This is a genomic window from Acinetobacter sp. RF14B (assembly GCF_006864105.1).
GTDB lineage: Bacteria > Pseudomonadota > Gammaproteobacteria > Pseudomonadales > Moraxellaceae > Acinetobacter > Acinetobacter lwoffii_C.
The window spans coordinates 1-22409 of the sequence record NZ_SMTB01000006.1 but is presented as its reverse complement, the minus strand read 5'-3'; the positions used below and the strand labels follow the sequence as shown (position 1 = coordinate 22409).

The following is a 22409-nucleotide window of genomic DNA, read 5'->3' as shown; positions in this document are numbered from 1 at the left end:
AGACTGCCATGCTCAATATTGGAATGACCGAGCTGTTTATCTTCGGGATCATTGCACTTTTGGTGCTGGGGCCGGACAAGCTACCTGAAGCTGTACGTTTTGTCGGCAAATGGTATGGCAAAGTTAAACGTACCGTCAGCAATATTCAAAATGACCTGGATCGCGAATTACGTTTATCGGAACTGCGTGAACAAATGCAGGCAGAGATGAAACGTATTCAGGAGCTTGAAGCAAAAATGCAGGCACAAATGCAGAATTTGCAAAAACCGCTTGAAACCGATCAGGTGCAGCACAGCATGACGCGAGATCAATCAACTCTCAGCTATAAATCTTTAAGTTATGAACCTTTAAAAACCACCCTTCCTGCGGTGTACTTGCCCTCTCGCAGTCAACCTAAAACCACTGTAGACCACCCCCAACAATATCTGGATATGAAGGTAGCCGTATGAGTTCCTTGCCTACTGCCCATTCCGAAGCCATTCCTGAACAGCCGCTGCTTGAAGAGATGCCCATTACCCAGCATCTGGTCATTCTGCGCAAATACCTGTTTAAAATTGTGGCGGTGCTGATCGGCCTGTTTTTCTGTTTATTGCCATTTGCCAATTCTACCTATCAGCTTTTGTCTGAGCCTCTACGTGCACAGCTTCCTGCCACATCGACCATGATTGCAACAGATGTGACAGCGACATTTATGGCGCCCTTTAAGCTTAACTTTTTTCTGGCATTGATGATCACCATGCCTTTTATTCTGTATCAGCTGTGGTCCTTTATTAAGCCAGCTCTGTATGCAAAAGAAAAAAGTCTGGCACTGCCGCTACTTTTGGGCAGTATTATCCTGTTTTATCTCGGAATCAGTTTTGCTTATTTTGTGGCCTTACCTTCAATTCTGCACTTTTTTATCAGTGTAGCTCCTGAAACTGTCGCTCCCATGACGGATATTAACAGTTACCTCAATTTCTGTTTAAAACTGTTTTTGGTTTTTGGCCTGACTTTTGAAATCCCGATTATTACCCTGGTGTTAATTTTAATTGGAGTGGTGAGTACCGAACAGTTAGTTGAAAAACGCAAATTCATTATTGTCGGATGCTTTTTTGTGGCCATGTTCGTGACGCCACCCGATGCCTTGTCGATGATTATGCTGGCCATTCCTATGTGGCTGTTATTTGAGACTGGGCTGTTGACCGGGAAGCTGATTGAGAAAAGACGTTTAAAAGATATCGAGACCTAAAGAATCAATCGAGAATAAAAAGAGGCGGCTACAACCGTCTCTTTTTATTTTTAATTCCAATAACTTATTTCACTTTATTGCAATATTTCCTTAAGCGTACTGTCATATAGCAGGCTTATGGTATGGAACAACTTCAACACAACTGAACACTTGATTTTAACAGGACTTTCAAATGCAAAATAAAGAAATGATACCTTGTCAGGACCTTACCGAAGATAGCAATACCTCAAATAATACCCATTTCCAAACGATTCTGAATCAATATATCAACCGTCGCAGCTTTATTGCTAAAACAGGCAGCGGCGCCATGGCTTTGGCATTTGCAGCGTCTGTAAGCGGTTGCTCGGATGACAACGATGATACCTCTTCTGGACCGACTCCGCCTAACCCAGATAAAGAAAATGATAAGCATGTATGGAGCGACCTGGCGCAACGTCCAAACAAGCTGTCTTTTGAAGCGGTTAAAAAAAATACCCAGAACTTTTTTAGTGTGCCTGAAGGCTACGAGCTTAATGTTCTGTATGCTGTTGGCGATCCGATCAATAGCAGCTATCCTGAAAAAACAGATTCTGAATTACCTTCAGGTCCATCTTACCAATTCCGCGCAGGTGATAACCACGACGGGATGTCATTCTTTGGCATGGACCCAACCAAGAAAAATTACTCATTAAAAGAATCAAAGCAAGGTTTACTGGTTTTAAATCATGAGTATCTACAACAATCTCAGTTACATACACCAGTAGGTGTGATTACGACAGAAGATGGTAAACGTCCTGAAGACCAGATTATTCGTGAAGTAAATGCTCACGGTGTTTCAGTCATTGAAATTCAGAAAGATCCAAACACTCAAAACGTAAAAATTAATTTGAACTCCCCATTTAACCGCCGTATTACCGCTGCAACAGAAATGGAGCTGCGTGGACCGGCACGTGGCTCAGACCTGGTCAAAACCCGCTTTTCACCAACGGGGACATTAACCCGTGGTACTTTTGCCAACTGTGGTAATGGATATACACCTTGGGGCACTTATTTGACTGCCGAAGAAAACTGGAGTGGTTACTTCTCTCGTGATGAGGGTGATGTACGCCCAGATAATGAACAAGTTGCTTTAGCACGTTATGGCCGTGGCAAGTCTGCAGAAAGTCAATACCTTTGGGATAAGACAGATGCGGAACTCACGGGCGATCGTGATCTGTATGACCGCTGGAACATTACGGCTGATCCGAATGGCAATGCTTTAAGTGACTACCGTAATGCTATAAATACCTGTGGCTTTATTGTTGAAATTGACCCTTTCAGTGCAAACACTCGCCCGGTTAAGCGTACTGCACTCGGCCGTTTTGCTCATGAAGATTGCCGCTCTAGTAATCCGATTGTGGGCCAGCCACTTGCATTCTATATGGGTGATGATGCTACGGGCGAATATATCTATAAGTTTGTCTCTGAAGCCGTTTGGGATCCTAAAGATGTCAATGGTGGCTATGCCGCAGGTGACAAGTATATGGATAAAGGAACCCTGTACGTTGCACAATTTAAAGAAGATGGTACAGGCCAGTGGGTTGAGCTAAGTTATGGTAAAAATGGTTTAGATCAGGCCAATACTACTTATTCTTTCAAAGATGCAGCAGATATTGTGGTCCATGCTCGTCTGGCCGCCGACCATGTGGGTGCAACCAAAATGGACCGTCCGGAATGGGTGGCGGTAAACCCTGAAAATGGCGAAGTCTATGTTACCCTGACCAACAACAGTAACCGTGGTCGTGCCTACCCAACGGATGCTGCAAACCCGCGTAGCTATGTCGATTTCAAAGGTTCAAGTGCCAGTAATTCAGGCAATATGAATGGTCATATCATCCGTTTCCGTGAAACTGATGACACTGTTACTGCCACTACATTTACTTGGGACATCTTCCTGTTTGGCGCTGAAGCACGTGCCGCTTCAAACATCAACCTGTCTGGTCTGGATAATCTCAATGACTTTTCTAGCCCGGATGGCATGTGGTTCGATCCACGCGGTATCTTATGGATTCAAACTGATGATGGCCAATATACCGACGAAACCAACTGTATGATGCTTGCTGCACTTCCTGGTTCCGTGGGTGATGGCCATAAAGCCTTTGCTGCAACCACCAAAGAGGAAGGACAAGAAACTTTTGTCGGTGCGCAGTTAAGCAATGATCGCGTACGTCGTTTCCTTGTTGGCCCATCAGGTTGTGAAATTACCGGTGTTACCATTACCCCGGACTACAAAGCAATCTTTGTTAACGTGCAGCACCCGGGCGGCGCATGGCCTGCTAACCAAAGTGAGCGTTATAGCCGCTTAGGTAAAGTACCCCGCTCTGCCACTGTGGTGATTACCCGTAAAGATGGTGGTGCAATCGCAGGGGAAGCACTGGAAACAGCTCAGGCTTAATCCAGAGCTCTCAAAAATGCCGACAAATGTCGGCATTTTTTATTGCAGTGTGATGATTTTCTCTACCACTTGTCCTGCCATGTCACCCTGCTGGGATTTTTCCAGCCATTGCCACTGCCCCCTTTTCACTCTGAGGAAGTTCGAACAACGGGTGCCGTAAGTCGGGCTTTGAATAAAAGTCGAAGACAGCAGCTGTTCCATTTCAACCGAGATCCCGGTTTGAGGTAACAGATCTGGAATCACCTGGCGTTCATCTTCCAAAATATCCCAAGCTGCATGATACAGCTCTGCTTCCGGAATACGGTCCTGTTGCAACATCGGCAGAAATTCCTGGGTAAAGCGCTTACGCAAATGCCGGTTTTTTTGCCAGTCTTCTGTTATCAGTCCATTTGAGACGACATACACCCCATGCGCTAGCACTTGTGGTGCTTCCCCCCGATTGCTCATATATACCGCTTGATGCTGATCGCCCATAAACAGGTTAAAACCGGCATAATCACATTGATGCTTTTCCAGTTCCCGGGCAAAGCGGATTGGCGGCAGCTCTGATTCCAGAAATTTCTGAATAATATGCCCGCGTGAGGTGGGATAATGATTCTGGTCCCGTCCATCACGAAAATTGGTAATCACCGCCCATCTTCCTGAAGCGGTAATGCCCATCCAGGTCCCGCCAGACTGTAAGTCCTGCCCGGCAATAATCGGACTATGTTCCCACTCATATAAAGCATGCGTTGGACGCTGATAGAATTCATCACGATTTGAAATCAGGCAGACCGGGGTATCTTCCAGTACCTGCCAGGCTAAGGCCACTATACACATAATTGCTGCTCTCGATCTTTACACATTGAATGTACAACATTTTTCTTATCTTTCAGCTAAAATCTGTTCAAAACAGAATCACAAGGAACAGGAATGCTGACCTATCCAAATATTGATCCCGTGGCAATTTCGCTCGGGCCCTTGCAAGTCCACTGGTATGGACTGATGTATCTACTGGCCTTTTTATTTGCCTGGGGACTGGCAACCTACCGTGCCAAACAGCGTGGCTGGACCTCGGATATGGTGTCTGACCTGATTTTCTTTGGGGCGCTGGGGGTCATTATTGGGGGCCGGGTCGGTTATGTATTTTTCTATGGCTTTTCCCAGTTTCTGGAAAACCCTCTCTGGCTGTTCCAGATCTGGACCGGTGGCATGAGTTTCCATGGCGGCTTCCTCGGTGTGATTTTAGCCATGCTCTGGTGGTGCAAGAAATATAACATGACCTGGTTCCAGACCCTGGATTTTATCGCACCTTGCGTACCGACAGGTCTGATGTTCGGCCGGATTGGTAACTTTATAGGCAGTGAACTGTATGGCCGCCAAGTTACAGATCCAAACTTTGCCTGGGGCATGATTTTCCCGACAGACCCCTTGCAGCTGGTACGTCATCCTTCACAGCTCTACCAAGCGCTGTGTGAAGGCCTGATTCTCTTTGTTGTGTTGTGGTGGTTCAGCGCGAAGCCACGCCCACGCATGGCAGTATCAGCACTGTTCCTGATCGGTTATGGCCTGGCGCGCTTCATCGTCGAGTTCTTCCGTGAACCGGACAATGGCCAGCTGTTTATTGGCTGGATGAGCAAGGGACAATTCCTGAGCCTGCCAATGATTCTGATTGGCCTCTGGATGATGTGGTATGCCTACCAGAAGAAAATTTATGACTGGGGTCCTCAGAAAAACTGTTAATTAGACCCACAACATTGCGAGGCAGCGGCCTCGCTTTTTTATTGAAAAAAATATGCTAAAGTAGTTTTTGTCCTTCCATTCCTCCATTCTTATGCTTGAGTTCTGGTTTAATCCGCAGCTATCTTTTCTGCAAAAACTGCTGTTTTTTATAGTCATTGCAGCTATGACGGCGCTACTGTACTGGATGCAACCGCTGCCACTGGATGCCATTTTAATGTTTGTCGGCACAGGTATTATTTTTTTGATTTGCCGTTACTGCAAAATTCACTTTGCCTCTAAAAAGCCGACTGGCCTGCTCTATCGCGTCTTGACCTGGATTCCTTTGGCTTTAGTGATCAGTCTGGTTTTTATGCACATGCAGCAGGGTGAAATTTTACTTCCGGGTGCTCAGGGGATTGGCTTTATGACTTTGAGCATCTGTCTGTTTTCGCCCCTGTCACTCTTGAATCAGAACCGGCAAGACCCAGAGCCACCTCATGCTTGAGCACTGGTATTCCAAACGCTGTACCCGTCAGATGAAACTGGTGGTGGTCATCATTGTTTGTCTTCTGATATATAGCGCTTCCACCGTGGCTCAGCTCGGCCCGATATGGATCAGCTTCAGTGTAGGAATTGGCCTACTAAGCTATGGACTGCGCCAGCTGCGTTTCAAGATTCCTGCCGGCCATCCTTATGCCAATGGCTTTGCTGCGCTCAGCCGGGTCATCCCAATTGTCGCGATGGTCACCCTATGGGGTTATCTGCCGCAACATGCACAGGGCTGGGGAAAATTTGCGCTGGCTTTACAATGTCTGGGCTTTGCAGCAATTGGACTTTTTCTGGCATTCATCTATGTCAAGCGGGCCAGACGCTGTAACGATTAAAACGCTGATAGTATTAAGTTAAAGGTCTGAAGCCAGACGATAATAACTATAAGTCAGGTTCTTGGTGCGATAGATTGCATGACTGTTTTGCTTAAAATCCGATACCCAGGCACTTCCTGAATAAGCAGCAATATGCCCATAACGATGCTTGGCGGTACGGTCAATAATATAAATATCGCCTTTTTTAGGACGGTCAAAAGACTGATTGATTTTCTTATACCCCAGTTGTTTCAAGGTACTTCCCCAGTCCGCTGCAGCCACCGGATGATTGACAATTTTTGCCCCGGAAGATTGCAATCCCACACGGATACTACGTGCACACTTTTGGGTACTGGTCCGGCGTGTAATCCCCTGTAAATAACTGGTGAATTTTTCAATATTAATACGGTGACCATTACTCGAACCGACTGCCTTAGTTGCAGAAGTGGATGAGGTTTTTTTCGGATTTTGTCTTGCTTGAGAACGCAACATGATATTCGCTTGAACAGGAGCATGTACTGCACTCACATTCACGGGCTGATCATAAACCATGTTTTTACCTACTCCTCCTCGCCGTAGATGTTGGCTTTCATTTCTTAACAAACGGAGAATACTAGACGGTTAAATGTTATTCTTCACAAATAAAATGTAATTAAATTTTTCTATTGTTGTTAAAGTATAACTAAAGCATTCTTTCTTTTGAGATTCTTTTTTCTGCACTTTTCATGAAAATAGTGAAATTTTATTTAGCTCTTTTAAACATTAGCCCCTACTTTTAAATTTTCATTTTTACTCAACTTTTTAATCATGCACTGATCTATACATCTCGCATTTTCTACTTTTAGCATTGAAAAACCAGAGTATATTGCTCCCAGATTCGCTCTATCTATATTGCCTTTAGGGCAATTAAACTGAAAGTACAACATACTGATGAAAATCGGCTCACCTTTAAAAAATTGCATGAAATATACAATTCAATAAGCACAAAAGTTTACTGGTTCAGCACTGGAACTGCATGTTTACAACTCAGGCAATAAAGCCCCCATAAAAAACCTGAATCACTGGTACATCATGAGCACGCTAAATAAAAGTGGTTGAAACTAAAACTTAAACTCGGCACACTCCTGGCCTGATCGGTGGCTAAGCCTGATCTATAACACACCTTTGAACCATTCATCTGCGGCCATTATTTTGCTTTAAGCTGACACTCAAGAGGCGTTTTTTTATTGTGGGCGGAACGATGAAAGCCCGTTAAAAAATGCTATGATGAGTGCAATTTAAATTGCCATTCTGACAGTAAATTAATCTCGAGCTGATCTTTTTTTTTATTTTTAACATGGCAATTTTCAATAGCTTTAAACAGAGAGAACTATGCGCCCATATCTTGACCTTTTACAACACATTCTCGACCAGGGTGGCGATAAAGGCGACCGTACCGGTACAGGCACACGCTCGGTATTTGGTCATCAGATGCGTTTTGATCTTTCCCAAGGTTTCCCTCTGCTGACCACCAAAAAAGTTCATTTCCGTTCCATCGTCATTGAACTGCTCTGGTTCCTGAAAGGCGATACCAATGTTCAATATTTAAAAGACAATAAAGTCTCGATTTGGGATGAATGGGCAACCGCAGAACAGACTGCGCGTTTTGGCCGCCCTGCAGGCGAATTGGGTCCGGTCTATGGGCATCAATGGCGTAATTTCGGTGCCAGCCAAAACCAGGATGGCAGCTATCACCAGGACGGTTTTGACCAGATCAAATGGCTGATTAATGAAATCAAAACCAACCCGAATTCACGCCGTCTGATCGTTTCGGGCTGGAATCCGAAGGAAGCCAATCAGGTGGCTTTACCGCCATGTCATACCCTGTTCCAGTTTTTTGTCCACAATGGCAAGCTCTCTTGTCAGCTCTACCAGCGCAGTGCCGATGTGTTTTTAGGTGTGCCATTTAATATTGCCAGCTATGCCCTGCTGACCCATATGATTGCGCAGGTCTGTGATCTGGGCGTTGGCGATTTTGTCTGGACTGGCGGTGATACCCATCTCTATACCAACCATTTTGAACAGGCTCAACTGCAATTAAGCCGCGAGCCTTTAGGCTTATGTCAGTTAAAGCTGAATCCTGAAGTTAAAGATATTTTCCAGTTTAAATTTGAAGATATTGAAATTGTTGGTTATGAATCTCATCCAGCGATTAAAGCGCCGGTTGCCGTTTAATTTATTATTGAATCATCCCTCTTGATTATTTCTTCTGACCAAACAGCACGTGTCATTTGCAGCTGTTTTGGGCAGAGGGAGACATCGGGATTCAACCTTTAGGGGCTGTTATGGCATTTCAAGATTTAGAAGTGGTACACGTGGTAGCTATGGATCAGCAGCGCTGTATTGGCAAGGGCAATGATCTGCCATGGCATATTTCAGCTGATCTCAAGCATTTTAAAGAAATTACTCAAGGCGGCGTAGTTGTCATGGGCCGTAAAACCCTTGAATCTATGGGGCGTGCCTTGCCTAAACGGGTGAACTGGGTGATTACCCGTGATCCCGAATGGTCTTTTGCGGGCACCAAAGTCGCGCATAGTATTGAAGAGGCACTGCGTCAGGCGGTTGCTGATGTCAAAGCCTCAGCAAAGCCGGATACGGTTTTCATTATTGGGGGCGGTGAAATTTTCAAACAGACCATGCAGATAACCGACCGCCTGGAACTGACCCATATTGAACTGGATGTACAAGGTGATGCCTACTATCCGGAAATTCCAGCAGACTTCAAAAAAGTAGCATCTGCACAACACATAGATGACAAAAGCGGGATTGCTTTTGAATTTGCCACCTATCAAAAATAAAGCCTATTCAAGTAAAAGGTCAGATAATGCAAGGACGCACGCCCTCGGCAAAGCACTGGAGTCTGTGGCTACTGGGTGGCCTGTTTACTCTATTCGTGATGCTTTCCAGCCTCTGGTTAAGCCTGATGCTCTGGATACAGCAGCCTTTGGGCAAAATAGGCACTATGCTCCTGATCGGCTGCTGGGTGGTATTTTCCCTCGTCGTACTCGGCATTTATTTCACCCGGCATCTGATTTCACGCCAGGTCGATACAATCTTGTACCTGCTGGTGTTCCTGATCAGCCTGTTTGCATATTTCAGTATTGAAGCGCGTCAGGATCGTGACTGGAACCCAGAAGTTTCACGGCTGTTATCCTCTGAACAGCAAGGTGATCAAGTCACTTTACACAATATCCGAAATTTCGACTGGCAGCCGAACGGAAAATATGTCGAACGCTGGGAAAGCCGCAGCTTCGACCTGAACCAGATTACTGGAGTGAATATCATCACCTCCTACTGGATGGGTCCTGAAATCGCTCACACGCTGGTCAGCTTTGATTTTGCCAACCAAAAACCGCTGACTTTTTCAATTGAAATCCGTAAAGAAAAACATGAAGAGTTTTCTGCGATTGGCGGCTTTTTCCGAAAATACGAGCTGAGTCTGGTGGCTTCGGATGAAAAAGATATTGTCTATACACGCAGCCATATCCGGAACGAACAGGTCTATTTCTTTCCGGTCAATATGCCCAAAGCACAGGCCAAGGCCCTGTTCAAAGAATATCTGCGTCAGGCCGATGCGCTAGCTGAAGAACCTAAATGGTATAATACCCTGACCAGTAACTGCACGACGCTGGTTTTTGACATGGTGCAGGCTGTTTCCCAGGAGGCCCTGCCTTCAGATTATCGCCTTCTGGTTTCAGGCTACTTGCCCAATTATCTTTATGATCTAAAAGCACTAGATCAAGCTTGGAATATGCAGACCTGGTATCAACAGGCCCATATTAATCCGCGTATTCAACAGCCAAAACAGATATCGAGCAAAGAATATTCAGATCAGATTCGCCTCGGCTTGCCGGCTTCAAAACTTTATTAACACCCGATTCAGTCAATCTTCAGGATACAAAATTGACTGGCAGATAAATTCTTTTTTTGTTTATATACAGTTAGCTATTCAAAAAGTGAGGTAATTTTCATGTTAAAACAACTAACCGCAGCAATAATTATGGCATCGACCTTAAGCATCATGGGATGTGAAACTCTTCCAGGCAATTCAGCAGCACAAACCACCCAGAATTTACAGCTTTTACAAAACCGGACCTGGATTGTGACCCAGATTGGTAATACCGAAATCAAGACTACACCAACTGCACATAATATCCCAAGCCTGCAATTCGATGCTGCGACGCAACGTGTTTCAGGTGCAGACGGCTGTAACCGTATTATGGGCAGCTATACTGCCAGCAAAGACGCGCTGAGTCTGGGCCAGATGGCAGGAACGCGCATGGCCTGCACAAATAATGATAATCTGGACCAGAAATTTAATGAAGCTCTTAGCAAAGTGACCCATTATCAGGTGTTTGGCAAAACCCTGAAATTATTAGACCGTCATGGCAATTTACTGATTCAGCTGGAAACTGCCGCACAGCCTCGTTAAACAACCGACTACAAAAAGCCTGTGTCTACAGGCTTTTTGATCTTTCATACTGTTGGCACAAGATTCAATAATCACCCGACCCCATTCCATGAGGATTTCATCATGCAACAAGCACTTTTTGGCGGTGGATGTTTTTGGTGTACTGAAGCGGTATTTTTACAGATTCAGGGTGTTCAGCAGGTGGTGAGCGGCTATGCAGGTGGTCATCAGCCTGATCCAACCTATGAGCAGATCTGCCGCGGCGATACGCAGCATGCAGAAGTGATTCTGATCGACTTTGATGAACAGCAAGTAAGTTATCGCCAGTTGCTGGACGTATTCTTTGCCACCCATGACCCGACCACCCTAAACCGTCAGGGAAATGATGTCGGCACCCAGTATCGCTCCGTGATTTATTATTTTAATGATGAACAGAAAGCCGCAGCAGATACTACAATTCAGGCCTTGAAAGATGAAGGGATTAATATCGTCACTGAGTTAAGCCCAGCTCCAGCCTTCTACCCGGCAGAGGACTATCACCAGAATTTCTTTGCCCGTAATCCGAATCAGGGTTACTGCAATTTTTCTATTCCGCCGAAACTGAATAAATTGCGTAGTCACTTTATAGCGTTACTAAAAAATCCTTAATCTCTGAAAATATCCCTAAAAAAAAGCGACTGAAATCAGCCGCTTTTTTTATCTCTCATCATTAATTTTCGGTTGCAAAAGCAATATCGCTGAGTCCGGCTCCACTCGCACGCGACATCACCTGAGCCACCGTATCATAACGTGATTCTTTATCTGCTTTTAGCACGATGGTCGGCTGACGTTCAGTCTGGCTAGCTTCATTAAAGCGGGTTTCAAGCTGCGCCAAGGTCAGAATATTTCCATTCCAGGCCACTTCACCCTCTGCATTAATACTGATCGTAATATTTTCAGGCGGAAGATCGACAATTTCAGCCGTGGTCTGCGGTAAAGTTAATGGAATTGATGGGTTCGCCACGGTCGCTGTCACCAAGAAAATGATCATCAATACCAGCATAATATCGATCAGGGGAATGAGATTCATCTCATTCATGCCTGTATCGTTATCCTCACCCAATTGAAAAGCCATTAAACTTGACCTCCAACCAGACTTTCTTGGCTCATTTTTGTCTCAACTTTTTTTGCCGCAGAATCCTGTTGCAACATGGTATCAATCAACAGGCTATGTGCATGATCCTGAAGCTCGTGTGCCAAGCCGCGATTAAAACGTACTGCAATATTATAGGCCAGTACCGCAGGAATCGCGACGGCCAGCCCCAGACCGGTCATAATTAATGCTTCACCGACTGGAGTTGCCACCTGAGCAAGACCGGCCTGACCGCTTTTACCGACTGCCACCAGTGCATGGAAAATCCCCCATACCGTACCAAATAAACCTACAAATGGCGAAATGGAAGCAATCGTTCCCAGTACGGATACACCTTTTTCAGCGTTGGCCTTTTCTACTGCGATCTGACGCAGCAAAGCCTGCTCAGCCACTGCTTTACGCTGCTCGAAAGTCAAAGGAACGCATTTGCTTTTCAGTTGATCCACAGCCTGAGCCAGCCTGTTATAAGCGATCTGTTTCAGCTGGCGAGTGCCCATCAGACGCAGTACAAAGATGGTCCATGTCGCAATCGACATTGCCAATAACACGAAATACAGTGTTTTACTGACTGCATCAGCATGTTGCCAATAAACTGAAAAGTTCATATCCGAACTCCTAATGGGTTAGCCGTTATTTGGTCATCTTAAAATCAAATGGCTGTTCCACACGTGTTGGATAAGCCACTCCATTTTCAACATATTTGGTCAATTGTGCCCGACGTACTGCCGCTTCGACCTTACGCTTTATCGTTGGACTACAATCTGAATTTCGTGCATTTGCAGACACTACTTTTCCTTGCTCATTAGCCGCTATATCAATCACCATAGAACAGGATGCTTTTAATTCGCCTGGTGATAATGACACTTTAGGTGAACGTAACCAGGATACTCCTCCGCCAATGGAAACACTTTTTGGTGATGGCGGTGCAGTCGGCGCTGGTGGTGTGACAGGAGCAGGCGGTGTAACTGGTGCTGGAGGCGGAGTCGGGATCACTTTGGTTTCAGTCACCACCGTCTGAACCGCCGGTTTAGGATCCGGTTTGTCCTCGACCACAGGCGCTGCTTTGACTTTAGGGGCTTCCGCCTTTTTCACCTGTTCAATTTTTTCGACTTTTTTAGGTGGTGGCGGTAGCGGTTTTTCTACAATTTTAACTTCTTTCGGCTTTGGCGGTTCTGGCTTCGGCTCTGCTTTCGGCTTCGGTGGTAAAGGTTTTGGTGCTTCCTGCAGTTTGATGAAACGTACTTTCATCGGCTCTTTGTCCACGGGCTTCAGCTCAGGCGTTTTCATCTGGCTGACTGCCCACAGCAGACCCGCATGCCCTACCAGTACAGCCGCCAGAATAGAAACGACTTTCTTTTTCATCTGATTGGGCGGCGGAGGGGTCATGGGAGCTGCAAATTGACTCATTAAATCTTTTACCTTGAGGAGATGATACGAAACAACCTATCAAGCTCATCGGTTAGTACAATGAAAGTACGCCAATAATAAATGAGAAGTGTTTTCATTTGCAACTCAAAATCCATGCTTTCAGCATTTTTTTTGTTGCAAACAAAAAAGGCATACTCTGAGTATGCCTTTTTTAAATGAAGATTCAGGAGCTTACTGAAACACGACCGTTTTATTGCCATCTACAATAATTCGGTCTTCCAGATGCCATCTGACCGCACGTGCCAGCACATTACGCTCGACATCCTGCCCCAGTTCCCGTAGCTGCTCGACTGTGAAGTCATGGTTTACCCGCTCTACATCCTGCTCGATGATCGGACCTTGGTCCAGATCAGCTGTCACATAGTGAGCCGTGGCACCGATCAGTTTCACCCCTTTGTCATAGGCCTGTTTATACGGATTGGCTCCCACAAACGCAGGCAGGAATGAGTGATGGATATTGATCACCTTCATTTCCCAGGTGTTAACAAACTCTTCGTCCAGAATCTGCATATAACGCGCCAGTACCAGAAGATCATTGCCCTGCATCAACTCATCGATCCGTGCATAGGCTTCGCGCTTGTTCTCTTTGGTCACAGGCACGACTTCAAATGGAATACCGAAGTTTTCTACCGCTTCACGCAAGGTTTCGTGATTGGACACGACTTTGGTGATTTCACATGGAAGGCCGCCGCGTGCATGACGCCATAACAGCTCAAGCAAGGCATGGTCCACCTTGGACACTAAAATACCGACTTTTTTAACGTCACTGACCAGTGCTAAACGCCATTGCATGGCATAACGCTCGGCGACATTTGCTGCAAAGGTCTGGAGAATACTCTCTTTACGACTTTGAAGATTATCTAATTCAAATTCAACGCGCATGAAGTAACGTCCGCCCTGCGCTGCTGTCGCATATTGGTCTAGCGCAGTAATGTTAGCACCCTGATGATACAAGAAGCTTGAAACAGCCTGCACAATGCCCGGCTTGTCTTCACAAGTAATCAATAAACGTGCGGTATTAGCAGTCGTCATATTCATGTTGGTTTGTGTCACTAATCAGTTAAATTTAAAATAGGCCAAGTATTCTAGCGCGTTTCTTGAATATTCTGAATAGCTGATTCAGCTTCAATATTCTTTCCAGAAGAAAGACTGGCAAACAGATCGGAAGGTCCCAAACTGCTTAACAGGCCTTCATAAGTCTGACGGCTTTCACCGCGCAAATACGCCCCCTCCAGAAAAACCATCTGACGTAAGGCTTGCCACACCCACTTTTCTTCCAGTTTATTTGAATCGGTAATATGTCCCGACATATATAAAAAGTTAGTCCAGTTGGTCAGTACAATCCATAAGTTGATAATCAGTGCTTCAATTTCAGAATCAGTCATTTCCATAAGGCCGGCATCTACAAAGCCTTTGTAGATCTTCTGTCCCTGCTGCATCACCTGCCCGGCAAAACGCGGATACATTTTCCTAAAATCTTCATTATTTTCAACCAAATGATAGACATCTCGATGCAGGAAACGATAAGCCCAGAGCTGACTGCTCAATACCTGAAAATAATGAATCTTGTCATTGGTATCCAGCTGACGGTCATCCGGCAAAGCCAGCATTTCCAGGGTCTGCTTCTGGTACTGCTCCATCAACTCCTTAATAATTTCGTTTTTATTGCGGAAATGATAGTACAGGTTGCCCGGACTCATGCCGAGCTCAGCTGCAATATGATTGGTGGTTACAGACCGCTCACCGCGCTCGTTAAACAACTTTAAGCTAAGCTGTAAGATACGCTCTTTCGTTTTTAAGGTTTTGGTTTGGGACATCCTAAAAATAACCATTCTGTGCATGCATTAGCAGGCTAACACACAAAGTAACTTGACTAATTAGAGTATTTGCTCTAAAAATTGATTAACCGAGATTTGAATAATGGTAGTGCGGCATGAACAGTCATACAAAAACAACACCAATGACACCACATTTTTTGGACAGCCAGTACTTAAATGAAATGCTGGCTCAACAAAAATACGCTTATCTACGCTATCCTCTGCCGACTGCAAAGGAGCGTATCGATCGTTTAGCTCGACTTAAGCGTATCTTAGTTAAGTATCAAGATCAATTTGCCGATGCAATTAATCAGGACTATGGTAACCGCTCGATTGGCGAAACCAAAATCGGCGAGCTGCTGACCTGTCTGGAACATATTAAATATTACAGCAAAAATCTGACGGCGTGGATGAAGCCATCCAAACGTCACGTTGGCCTTATTCACCAGCCGGCCAAAGCCTGGGTGCAATATCAGCCTTTGGGTGTGGTCGGAATCATTGCACCCTGGAACTATCCTTTATTGTTGTCTGTTGGGCCCCTGATCTGTGCCCTGGCTGCCGGGAATCATGCCATGATTAAAGTGTCCAGTTCCTCGGCAGAATTTGGTGCTGTACTGGAAAAAGCCCTGGCTGAGGCTTTTCCCAAAGAACTGGTGACTGTGATCAATGGGGGCGGCATGATTTCCGATGCATTCTCGCATCTGCCTTTCGATAAGATGATCTTTACCGGGTCTACTTCGGTAGGTAAAACGGTAATGGCAGCCGCAGCAGAAAATCTGGTACCGGTGATTTTAGAGCTGGGCGGAAAATCTCCGGTGCTGGTGCACCCTTCCATTGATCTGCGTGATGTGGCGCAGCGGATTGCGGTGGGTAAACTCTGGAATGCAGGTCAAACCTGTGTTGCCCCGGATTATATGTTTCTGCCGCGTGGCAAGACTGCGGAGTTCATCGACCATTTTAAAGCCTGCGTTGAGCACATGTATCCGGATATCCAGCATAATCAGGATTACACTTCGATTATTAATGACAAGCAATATCAGCGCTTGCAGGGCTATCTGGAAGATGCCCGTGAGCAGGGTGCGCAGATTATCGAATTTAATCCGCATCAGGAAAACCTTGCCGAGGTTCGCAAGATCGCACCGACCATTCTGACCAATGTCATGCCCGACATGCAGATCATGCAGCACGAAATCTTTGGTCCGCTGTTGCCGATCATGGAATATGATCAAATCGACGATGTTATCGACTTTATTAATAGCCGTCCGCGTCCTCTTGCATTATACTATTTCGACTTTGATCAAGCGCGTGCCGATTATATTGCACAGCGTACTCATTCAGGGCATTTTGGACAAAATACGGTACTCACGCATGTTGCGCAGGATGATCTTCCATTTGGTGGAGTGGGTGCATCCGGTATGGGGAAATATCATGGACCAGAAGGCTTCTTCAGTTTGTCGCATGAACGCTCGGTAATGTCGAATCCTAAGCTGTATAGCTTGAAATATATTCTTCCGCCGTTTAATAAGCCAATTCATAAGCTGATTTCAAAGGCGCTTCTTCGATAACTGATCAAGGTATAAGCTATCACACCAGCTCATGTTTATTTTTAGACAAAATCGCTTGTCTTTTAAGCGTATTTTTGATATAAAACGCCCCTTGAATGAATTCAATCCGTTTATTTTTGACTGGCCATACAGATTTGCTGTTGGCTAAATCAATGGAGTTACACCATGTCTAAGGTTTGCCAAGTTACCGGCAAGCGTCCAGTCGTTGGTAACAACGTCTCACACGCCAACAACAAAACTAAGCGCCGGTTCGAGCCGAACCTGCACAACCACCGTTTCTGGTTAGAAAGCGAAAAACGTTTTGTACGTCTTCGTTTAACCACTAAAGGTATGCGTATCATCGACAAATTGGGCATTGAAAAGGTTGTTGCTGACCTGCGTGCTCAAGGCCAAAAGATCTAAGTAAGGAGTCAAGACAATGCGTGATAAGATTCGCTTAGTTTCTTCAGCTGGTACAGGTTATTTCTATACCACTACTAAGAACAAACGTACTATGCCGGAAAAAATGGAAATCAAAAAATTTGATCCAAAAATCCGTCAACACGTAATTTTCAAAGAAGCTAAAATCAAATAATTTTAGCTTTTTAAAAAAAGCGACCTTAAAGGTCGTTTTTTTTTGCACTATTTTTATGCAGCTTGATAAAATTTCCGCCTACTTTGGCATTTTTTCAGCTTATTTCCCGTTAAACCCAAAATAAAGGAGTGTTTGGTGCCCCATGACGTAGAACTTATTATCTTACTGGCTGTTGGTTTCAGCTTAGCGCTGTTGTTTGGCTATATTGCTGCACGTTTACGCCTTCCTCCCCTGATCGGATATTTAGTGGCCGGCATTCTGATCAGTCCCAATACTCCCGGCGTGGTCGGTGACATTCATCTGGCCAACCAGCTTGCAGAACTCGGCGTCATGTTCCTGATGTTCGGCGTCGGTATGCATTTCTCCCTAAACGACCTGATGCAGGTACGCCGGATTGCCCTCCCCGGTGCAATTTTACAGATTGCTGTTGCCACCTTACTGGGAATGGGTATTTCCATGATGTGGGGCTGGAGCTTTGGCTCCGCACTGATTTTTGGTCTGAGTCTGTCTTGTGCCAGTACTGTGGTACTTCTTAAAGCCCTGAGTGATCGAGGAGTGCTTGACTCCATCAATGGCCGTATTGCGGTAGGCTGGTTACTGGTCGAAGATCTGGTAATGGTGCTTGCTCTGGTCTTATTACCAGCGACTGCAGTTCTTCTGGGCGGTCAGGCCCCAGAAGGTTCAGTAGATGAAAGTATCTGGATGACCTTAGGGCTGACCCTGCTTAAAGTGATCGGCTTTATTGCCTTTATGCTGATTATCGGTAAACGTTTGGTTCCGATGATTATGCAGGTGGTTGCACGTCTGGGTTCACGTGAACTGTTCACCTTAACCGTGGTGGCAGCGGCCGTATCAATTGCCTTTGGCGCCTACAAGATCTTTGGTGTCTCGATGGCACTGGGTGCCTTCTTTGCCGGTATGGTGGTTAAAGAGTCTGACTTCAGTAACCGTGCTGAACAGGAAACCTTACCGCTACGCGAAATTTTCTCGATCCTGTTCTTTGTTTCGGTCGGGATGCTGTTTGATCCGCGTATTCTGGTTGAACAGCCGCTGCATGTATTAGCAGTCATCGGTATTATTATGATTGGTAAAACCATTGCGGCCATGGCACTGGTACTGTTTTTCCGCTATCCACTGAATACGGCCTTAACCGTTGGCGCTTCACTGGCCCAGATTGGTGAGTTTTCATTTATTCTGGCAACCCTTGGCCTGTCCTTGCAACTGTTAAGCCTGGAGGCACAGAACCTGATTCTGGCAGGGGCCTTATTTTCCATTAGCCTGAATTCTTTTGTGTTTTCTGCAATTGAGCCGGTACAAAAATGGATTCGTGAACGCTCAACCCTGGCACGCTTACTGGAACGCAGCGGGGACCCGCTGGCCATGCTGCCAGATGAAGTATCACAGGATTATCTGCGTGATCAGGTGGTGATTGTCGGTCATGGTGAAGTCGGTCGCCGTATCACCCTGTCCTTGATGCAGCACAACATCAAGGTCGTCATTGCTGAAGAAAACCGTGAAATTGTCGAAGATCTACGTAAAAAAGGGATTGCTGCGGTTTCCGGGATTGCCACTGAAGCCGGCGTACTGATTCAGGCACATATCCAGCACGCACGCTTACTGGTACTTTCTCCCATGGATATTGTCGATATTCATAAAATTATCGACATTGCCAAAACCCTGAATCCGCAAATTCAGGTTCTGGTCTGTGCAGAAAACAAGGAAGAAGCCGAAATCATTCGCCGTGATCAGGTCGGTGAAGTGTATTATGCCAAGGAAGAAATGGCGAAGAACATGAGCCATTATATTTTGCACCAGATTGAAGTGGCCCATCAGCACAGCTCACATTAAGCCGGGCTTGCTCAGTGAAAAGTTGTCCATCCGGGCAACTTTTTTATTAGAGGAGAATTTAAGTCTCTTCCCTGAAAACTAAAAACCTGGACCGCAGTGATACAAGGCACTTTTTAATTTGAGAACTACAAAAAAGCACATCCGAAGATGTGCTGCTGGGCCGGGATGAATCAACTCAGATATTTCGGTTTTTCATCCACTACTTCTGCCTGCCACTCATTGACTTGCTGTTCCAGCAAGCCGTATAAGGCAGCCTGAATCATCTGCTGTGCGATCACAGGTGTTTGGTCACCCAAAAGCGCTTTTACTTCATCATTAAACTGAATCATGACCAGAGGCTGCTGTTCCGAGCCTGCATTTCTTAATGCTAACACGCCACCTTCAAGTTGAACGAGTTCTAAAATCGCCTCTTGATTACCAAATAAGTCTTTCAACTGTTCTATAGACATATATCCTCCATGTTCAACATGGTGGCAAAGCACGATTGCACTTTGCATCATCAGAGTAATAATTGATATAAGGTTAGAAATAATAATTTCAAGTGCCATTAATCCATTGGATTAGAACTCTACCATCTCATTACGAAAGCCATCAATCAGATAGGTCAGGTCACGGTGCCACTCTCTAAGTATAGCAATATCAGGCAGCCAGGCCTGTGGAGACTGTGTGACTTTAATGATGAGATTTGAAGAGGTTTCGTCTTCCCCTTGCGGTACACTCGGTTCGGGTGCGTACTCGCACAGGCGGTGGGCACGTTTTAATTCAGCAATAAAACCGTCTTTGGCCAGGCGCTGCAAGACCGACACTTCAGGCGAGATCTGACCTTTGGCAGCCAGCTGTTCCTCAATCGACTTTAAGGTCGGAGTTAAATCATTTAAACGGTAGTAGCGAACCAGCTCCTGCAGAAAGGCCAGCAAGGCTCCATGCAGATGAAATACAGTGGCTTCACGATGCGCCTGTGCCTGTTGCACATGATCACTCTGTTCGGCCTGCTGGCAGGCTAAACGAGCGAAATAAAGTTTCTGGTTGGTGCGGTCTGCATGGTAGCGAGCAACTCGTGTCATCGAGGTTTCCTGAGATTTAAAACATATTTTGGCCTCTTTAAAGTAAAACGTCCGCTTTCATTACGCAATCCAAGATTTGCAAGCGCTCTTCTATTAGACTGGCTTTTTGTTTAAGACATCTGAGATTACAGCTTTATTCACATTTAAAGCTTTTTATCTCCACAAAAAAAGAGCATCCAATAATGCTCTTTTTTATACCGCCCGGTTTAAGCCTGCGGCTTGTCTTCAGCCTGTTTGACGCGAATACCACGGCCATGCAAACGCAGGGTATTCAGGCCTTTAATTGCCTTAACTGCTTCACGGCCCTGTGGCATTTCTACAAAGGCAAAGCCCTTGGATTTACCCGTGTCGGCATCCAGTACCAGCGTACAAGTCTCCACAGTGCCATATTGCTGGAACAAAGTCAGCAATTCAGCTTCTGTTACCGTGCGTTCCAAGTTACGGACTAAAATTTTCATCGGATCACCTTAAGAAGATAGGCAAAAATAATCAAAAAGCACCTGCCTACTCTACTTTTTGCGTAACACCCAAGTATGACAGTTTAATCGAGATCAATGCCAAAATCTAAATTAATCGCTTGGCGTTCGATCAGGGCACTTTTAACGGTCTGCTGCCTGGTTTTGTAATGCGTTTCCATAGTACACAAATTACGGGTGAGATCATTCATAAAATAGCTTTCGACTTTGCGACCCTGCTCATCCACGGTTTCACGCGCCCAGTGATTCAGGTTCTGCTTGGTCAGAATCAGCTCATTCTGCGCCCGGGTCAGTGCCACATATAACACCCTGCGCTCCTCTTCGACATCATCGAAATCACCTTGGGCACGTGCATGTGGATACTGCCCCGGCGTAACATTAGCCACATAACAGACTTTCTGTTCTGTTCCTTTGGCTGAATGAATGGTGATCAGCGTGACCACATCACTATCGGACTGGCGTTCGATTTCAGAAATAGATACCGGGTCTAAAACATATTCTTCTAGAAATTCACTGAGCTGGGTATGCTTGGAGGCCAGCTGTTTCACCAGTTCAAAATCCCCTGCACGGCGATTCCAGTCCTTTTTATAGTTGTCAGCCAGTTGAGATTCAATTGCCTGTACAGCCAGACTTACACAGGCCTGTACTTCAGTTTTGAGTACTGCCATCTGTTTCATGATCAAAATGGTTTCCAGCGGAATCTTGCCAAATTTTTCTAATTTTCCGGCAATCATTTCCATCTCTGGCTCTATCAGCAATTGCTGAGACAACTTGCTTGCGCCGACATCGCCGACCCCATTCCATAAGGTCAGAAAGCGCATCCAGGCAATGTCATCTAGCGGATTCGCGACCACACGCAATAGGCTTAACAGGTCTTTAACATGGGCGGTTTCCAGCAGTTTCATGCCGCCAATAAAACGGTAAGGAATATTTGCAGCAATACAGGCCGCTTCAATATGACGGGCTGAAAAGCTGGAGCGCACCAGAACCATATGATCTGACCACTTGTCCCCATGGATATAATGGCGCTCTTTAATATCAATCGCAATCCATTTGGCTTCATCAAACTCATTCGGGAAGATGTGCATTTTCGGTTTGACCCCTTCACCGCGATACGCATCCAGACGCTTGTCATAGTTGATTTCGGACTGGTCCAGCAGCCAGTTCGACAGATCAAGAATTTCCTGGGTAGAACGATAGTTTTGCTCTAGCCTGAGGATTTGGGCATCTGGCACGCGCTCTTTAAAATGATGGATATTCTCAAAATCCGCCCCGCGGAAGCCATAAATCGACTGGGCATCATCCCCGACACAAAACAGGCTGATCCGATCTTTTAACGGCTCTAGCAAGGCCCATTGCAATGGATTGGTATCCTGCATTTCGTCGACCAGCATATGCCGGCAAATTGAGGCGACATAGTCGACCAGACCGTCAGACTGCGCCAAAGCAGTGGCCACCACCGCCAGAATATCGTCATAATCCAGAAAACTGCGTGCTTTTTTACGTGCCTCATATTCTTTCATGATGTCAGCAATCTGGTCTTTGAGCGCCAGATATTCCGGCATCTGTTTTTCCAGCGCCAGGCTAAGCTTTTGCCGGGTATTTCGTGCAAAAGAATACAGGTCACAGAGTTCCTGCGGCTTAGGCAAGTAATTTGGATTTTTCTTGTCATCACGGCCACGGATCAGGCGAAACAGCATCAGCTGATCATCACGGTCAATAATGGAAAACTGCTCCAGACCGAAAGCTTTTGGAATACGGCGCAGCAGATACATACAGAAGGTATGAAAGGTCGAAGCGCGCAGCCCTTTGGCCTGTTCACCCAGTGCCAACTCGACCCGTGCCACGAT

Annotated in this window: 26 protein-coding genes; 15 read left to right on the top strand and 11 right to left on the bottom strand. The window is 45.7% G+C overall.

Features of this window, described 5'->3' with window-relative positions:
- The first annotated feature begins 8 nt into the window (after nt 1–8).
- From tatB to E2K52_RS02090, 3 genes are all read left to right on the top strand, one after another.
- On the top strand, nt 9–449 hold the full coding sequence (gene tatB / locus E2K52_RS02100; RefSeq protein ID WP_151203350.1) for a Sec-independent protein translocase protein TatB: 441 nt from the start codon (nt 9–11) through the stop codon (nt 447–449).
- Nucleotides 446–1228: a twin-arginine translocase subunit TatC gene (gene tatC, locus E2K52_RS02095; protein WP_151203349.1), complete on the top strand. Its 783-nt coding sequence runs from the start codon at nt 446–448 to the stop codon at nt 1226–1228. Before tatB ends, tatC begins: the two co-directional genes overlap by 4 nt.
- 172 nt (nt 1229–1400) lie before the next feature.
- A complete protein-coding gene (locus tag E2K52_RS02090) occupies nt 1401–3641 on the top strand; it encodes a PhoX family protein (RefSeq protein WP_151203348.1) in 2241 nt (746 codons plus the stop codon).
- Nucleotides 3642–3680: 39 nt separating this feature from the next.
- On the opposite strand, the gene E2K52_RS02085 is transcribed toward E2K52_RS02090, so the two are convergent.
- Complete coding sequence (locus tag E2K52_RS02085) at nt 3681–4460, bottom strand: NRDE family protein (RefSeq protein WP_151203347.1); 780 nt, start codon at nt 4458–4460, stop codon at nt 3681–3683.
- A 93-nt stretch (nt 4461–4553) separates the two neighbouring features.
- Between E2K52_RS02085 and lgt the strand changes: the two genes are divergently transcribed.
- From lgt to E2K52_RS02070, 3 genes are all read left to right on the top strand, one after another.
- Nucleotides 4554–5363 carry a prolipoprotein diacylglyceryl transferase gene (lgt, locus tag E2K52_RS02080; protein WP_151203346.1) on the top strand — a complete coding sequence of 270 codons (810 nt, stop codon included), beginning with the start codon at nt 4554–4556 and terminating at the stop codon, nt 5361–5363.
- A gap of 91 nt (nt 5364–5454) precedes the next feature.
- A complete protein-coding gene (locus E2K52_RS02075; RefSeq protein ID WP_151203377.1) occupies nt 5455–5847 on the top strand; it encodes a hypothetical protein in 393 nt (130 codons plus the stop codon).
- Nucleotides 5840–6226 carry a hypothetical protein gene (locus E2K52_RS02070; RefSeq protein ID WP_151203345.1) on the top strand — a complete coding sequence of 129 codons (387 nt, stop codon included), beginning with the start codon at nt 5840–5842 and terminating at the stop codon, nt 6224–6226. The genes E2K52_RS02075 and E2K52_RS02070 overlap by 8 nt, the downstream gene beginning before the upstream one ends.
- A gap of 18 nt (nt 6227–6244) precedes the next feature.
- Here E2K52_RS02070 and E2K52_RS02065 read toward each other — a convergent pair whose 3' ends face one another.
- Nucleotides 6245–6757: a CHAP domain-containing protein gene (locus E2K52_RS02065; protein WP_151203344.1), complete on the bottom strand. Its 513-nt coding sequence runs from the start codon at nt 6755–6757 to the stop codon at nt 6245–6247.
- An 819-nt stretch (nt 6758–7576) separates the two neighbouring features.
- On the opposite strand from E2K52_RS02065, the gene thyA reads away from it, so the two are divergent.
- The 5 genes from thyA to msrA all read left to right on the top strand — a co-directional run bounded on the left by thyA (nt 7577) and on the right by msrA (nt 11303).
- Nucleotides 7577–8419 (top strand): thymidylate synthase, encoded by an 843-nt coding sequence (thyA, locus tag E2K52_RS02060; protein ID WP_151203343.1) that lies wholly within the window; start codon nt 7577–7579, stop codon nt 8417–8419.
- 110 nt (nt 8420–8529) lie between these two features.
- The gene (locus tag E2K52_RS02055; RefSeq protein ID WP_151203342.1) at nt 8530–9042 is read left to right on the top strand and encodes a dihydrofolate reductase; all 513 of its coding nucleotides are present in this window, start codon (nt 8530–8532) and stop codon (nt 9040–9042) included.
- A 26-nt stretch (nt 9043–9068) separates the two neighbouring features.
- Nucleotides 9069–10115, top strand: coding sequence for a DUF4105 domain-containing protein (locus E2K52_RS02050; RefSeq protein WP_151203341.1), 1047 nt, complete (start codon nt 9069–9071; stop codon nt 10113–10115).
- A gap of 99 nt (nt 10116–10214) precedes the next feature.
- Nucleotides 10215–10676 carry an META domain-containing protein gene (locus tag E2K52_RS02045; RefSeq protein ID WP_151203340.1) on the top strand — a complete coding sequence of 154 codons (462 nt, stop codon included), beginning with the start codon at nt 10215–10217 and terminating at the stop codon, nt 10674–10676.
- A 102-nt stretch (nt 10677–10778) separates the two neighbouring features.
- Nucleotides 10779–11303, top strand: a complete 525-nt coding sequence (gene msrA, locus E2K52_RS02040) for a peptide-methionine (S)-S-oxide reductase MsrA (RefSeq protein WP_151203339.1) — start codon at nt 10779–10781, stop codon at nt 11301–11303.
- A 61-nt stretch (nt 11304–11364) separates the two neighbouring features.
- Here the strand turns inward: msrA and E2K52_RS02035 are convergent, their stop codons facing one another.
- From E2K52_RS02035 to E2K52_RS02015, 5 genes are all read right to left on the bottom strand, one after another.
- Nucleotides 11365–11769, bottom strand: coding sequence for an ExbD/TolR family protein (locus E2K52_RS02035; RefSeq protein WP_151203338.1), 405 nt, complete (start codon nt 11767–11769; stop codon nt 11365–11367).
- Nucleotides 11769–12392, bottom strand: coding sequence for a MotA/TolQ/ExbB proton channel family protein (locus E2K52_RS02030; protein WP_151203337.1), 624 nt, complete (start codon nt 12390–12392; stop codon nt 11769–11771). Before E2K52_RS02030 ends, E2K52_RS02035 begins: the two co-directional genes overlap by 1 nt.
- Before the next feature lie 25 nt (nt 12393–12417).
- The gene (locus E2K52_RS15560) at nt 12418–13194 is read right to left on the bottom strand and encodes a TonB-dependent receptor (protein WP_201798508.1); all 777 of its coding nucleotides are present in this window, start codon (nt 13192–13194) and stop codon (nt 12418–12420) included.
- Between the two features lie 192 nt (nt 13195–13386).
- Nucleotides 13387–14253 (bottom strand): formyltetrahydrofolate deformylase, encoded by an 867-nt coding sequence (gene purU / locus E2K52_RS02020; protein WP_151203335.1) that lies wholly within the window; start codon nt 14251–14253, stop codon nt 13387–13389.
- A 47-nt stretch (nt 14254–14300) separates the two neighbouring features.
- Entirely contained in the window at nt 14301–15032 is a 732-nt protein-coding gene (locus tag E2K52_RS02015; RefSeq protein ID WP_151203334.1) for a TetR/AcrR family transcriptional regulator, read from the bottom strand.
- Between the two features lie 116 nt (nt 15033–15148).
- Between E2K52_RS02015 and E2K52_RS02010 the strand changes: the two genes are divergently transcribed.
- From E2K52_RS02010 to E2K52_RS01995, 4 genes are all read left to right on the top strand, one after another.
- Nucleotides 15149–16597 (top strand): coniferyl aldehyde dehydrogenase, encoded by a 1449-nt coding sequence (locus E2K52_RS02010; RefSeq protein ID WP_151203333.1) that lies wholly within the window; start codon nt 15149–15151, stop codon nt 16595–16597.
- Between the two features lie 165 nt (nt 16598–16762).
- Nucleotides 16763–16999 carry a 50S ribosomal protein L28 gene (rpmB, locus tag E2K52_RS02005; protein WP_004976147.1) on the top strand — a complete coding sequence of 79 codons (237 nt, stop codon included), beginning with the start codon at nt 16763–16765 and terminating at the stop codon, nt 16997–16999.
- 16 nt (nt 17000–17015) lie between these two features.
- Nucleotides 17016–17171, top strand: coding sequence for a 50S ribosomal protein L33 (rpmG, locus tag E2K52_RS02000; RefSeq protein WP_001205031.1), 156 nt, complete (start codon nt 17016–17018; stop codon nt 17169–17171).
- 135 nt (nt 17172–17306) lie between these two features.
- On the top strand, nt 17307–19019 hold the full coding sequence (locus tag E2K52_RS01995) for a cation:proton antiporter (protein ID WP_151203332.1): 1713 nt from the start codon (nt 17307–17309) through the stop codon (nt 19017–19019).
- A gap of 170 nt (nt 19020–19189) precedes the next feature.
- Here the strand turns inward: E2K52_RS01995 and E2K52_RS01990 are convergent, their stop codons facing one another.
- The 4 genes from E2K52_RS01990 to E2K52_RS01975 form a co-directional block, all read right to left on the bottom strand.
- Nucleotides 19190–19468: a hypothetical protein gene (locus E2K52_RS01990; protein ID WP_151203331.1), complete on the bottom strand. Its 279-nt coding sequence runs from the start codon at nt 19466–19468 to the stop codon at nt 19190–19192.
- A 111-nt stretch (nt 19469–19579) separates the two neighbouring features.
- Complete coding sequence (locus E2K52_RS01985) at nt 19580–20083, bottom strand: DUF6586 family protein (protein WP_151203330.1); 504 nt, start codon at nt 20081–20083, stop codon at nt 19580–19582.
- A gap of 206 nt (nt 20084–20289) precedes the next feature.
- Nucleotides 20290–20541, bottom strand: a complete 252-nt coding sequence (locus tag E2K52_RS01980; RefSeq protein WP_151203329.1) for an RNA recognition motif domain-containing protein — start codon at nt 20539–20541, stop codon at nt 20290–20292.
- A gap of 83 nt (nt 20542–20624) precedes the next feature.
- Nucleotides 20625–22409 (bottom strand): ATP-dependent helicase (locus tag E2K52_RS01975; protein WP_151203328.1); only part of this gene is annotated, 1785 nt, incomplete at its 5' end.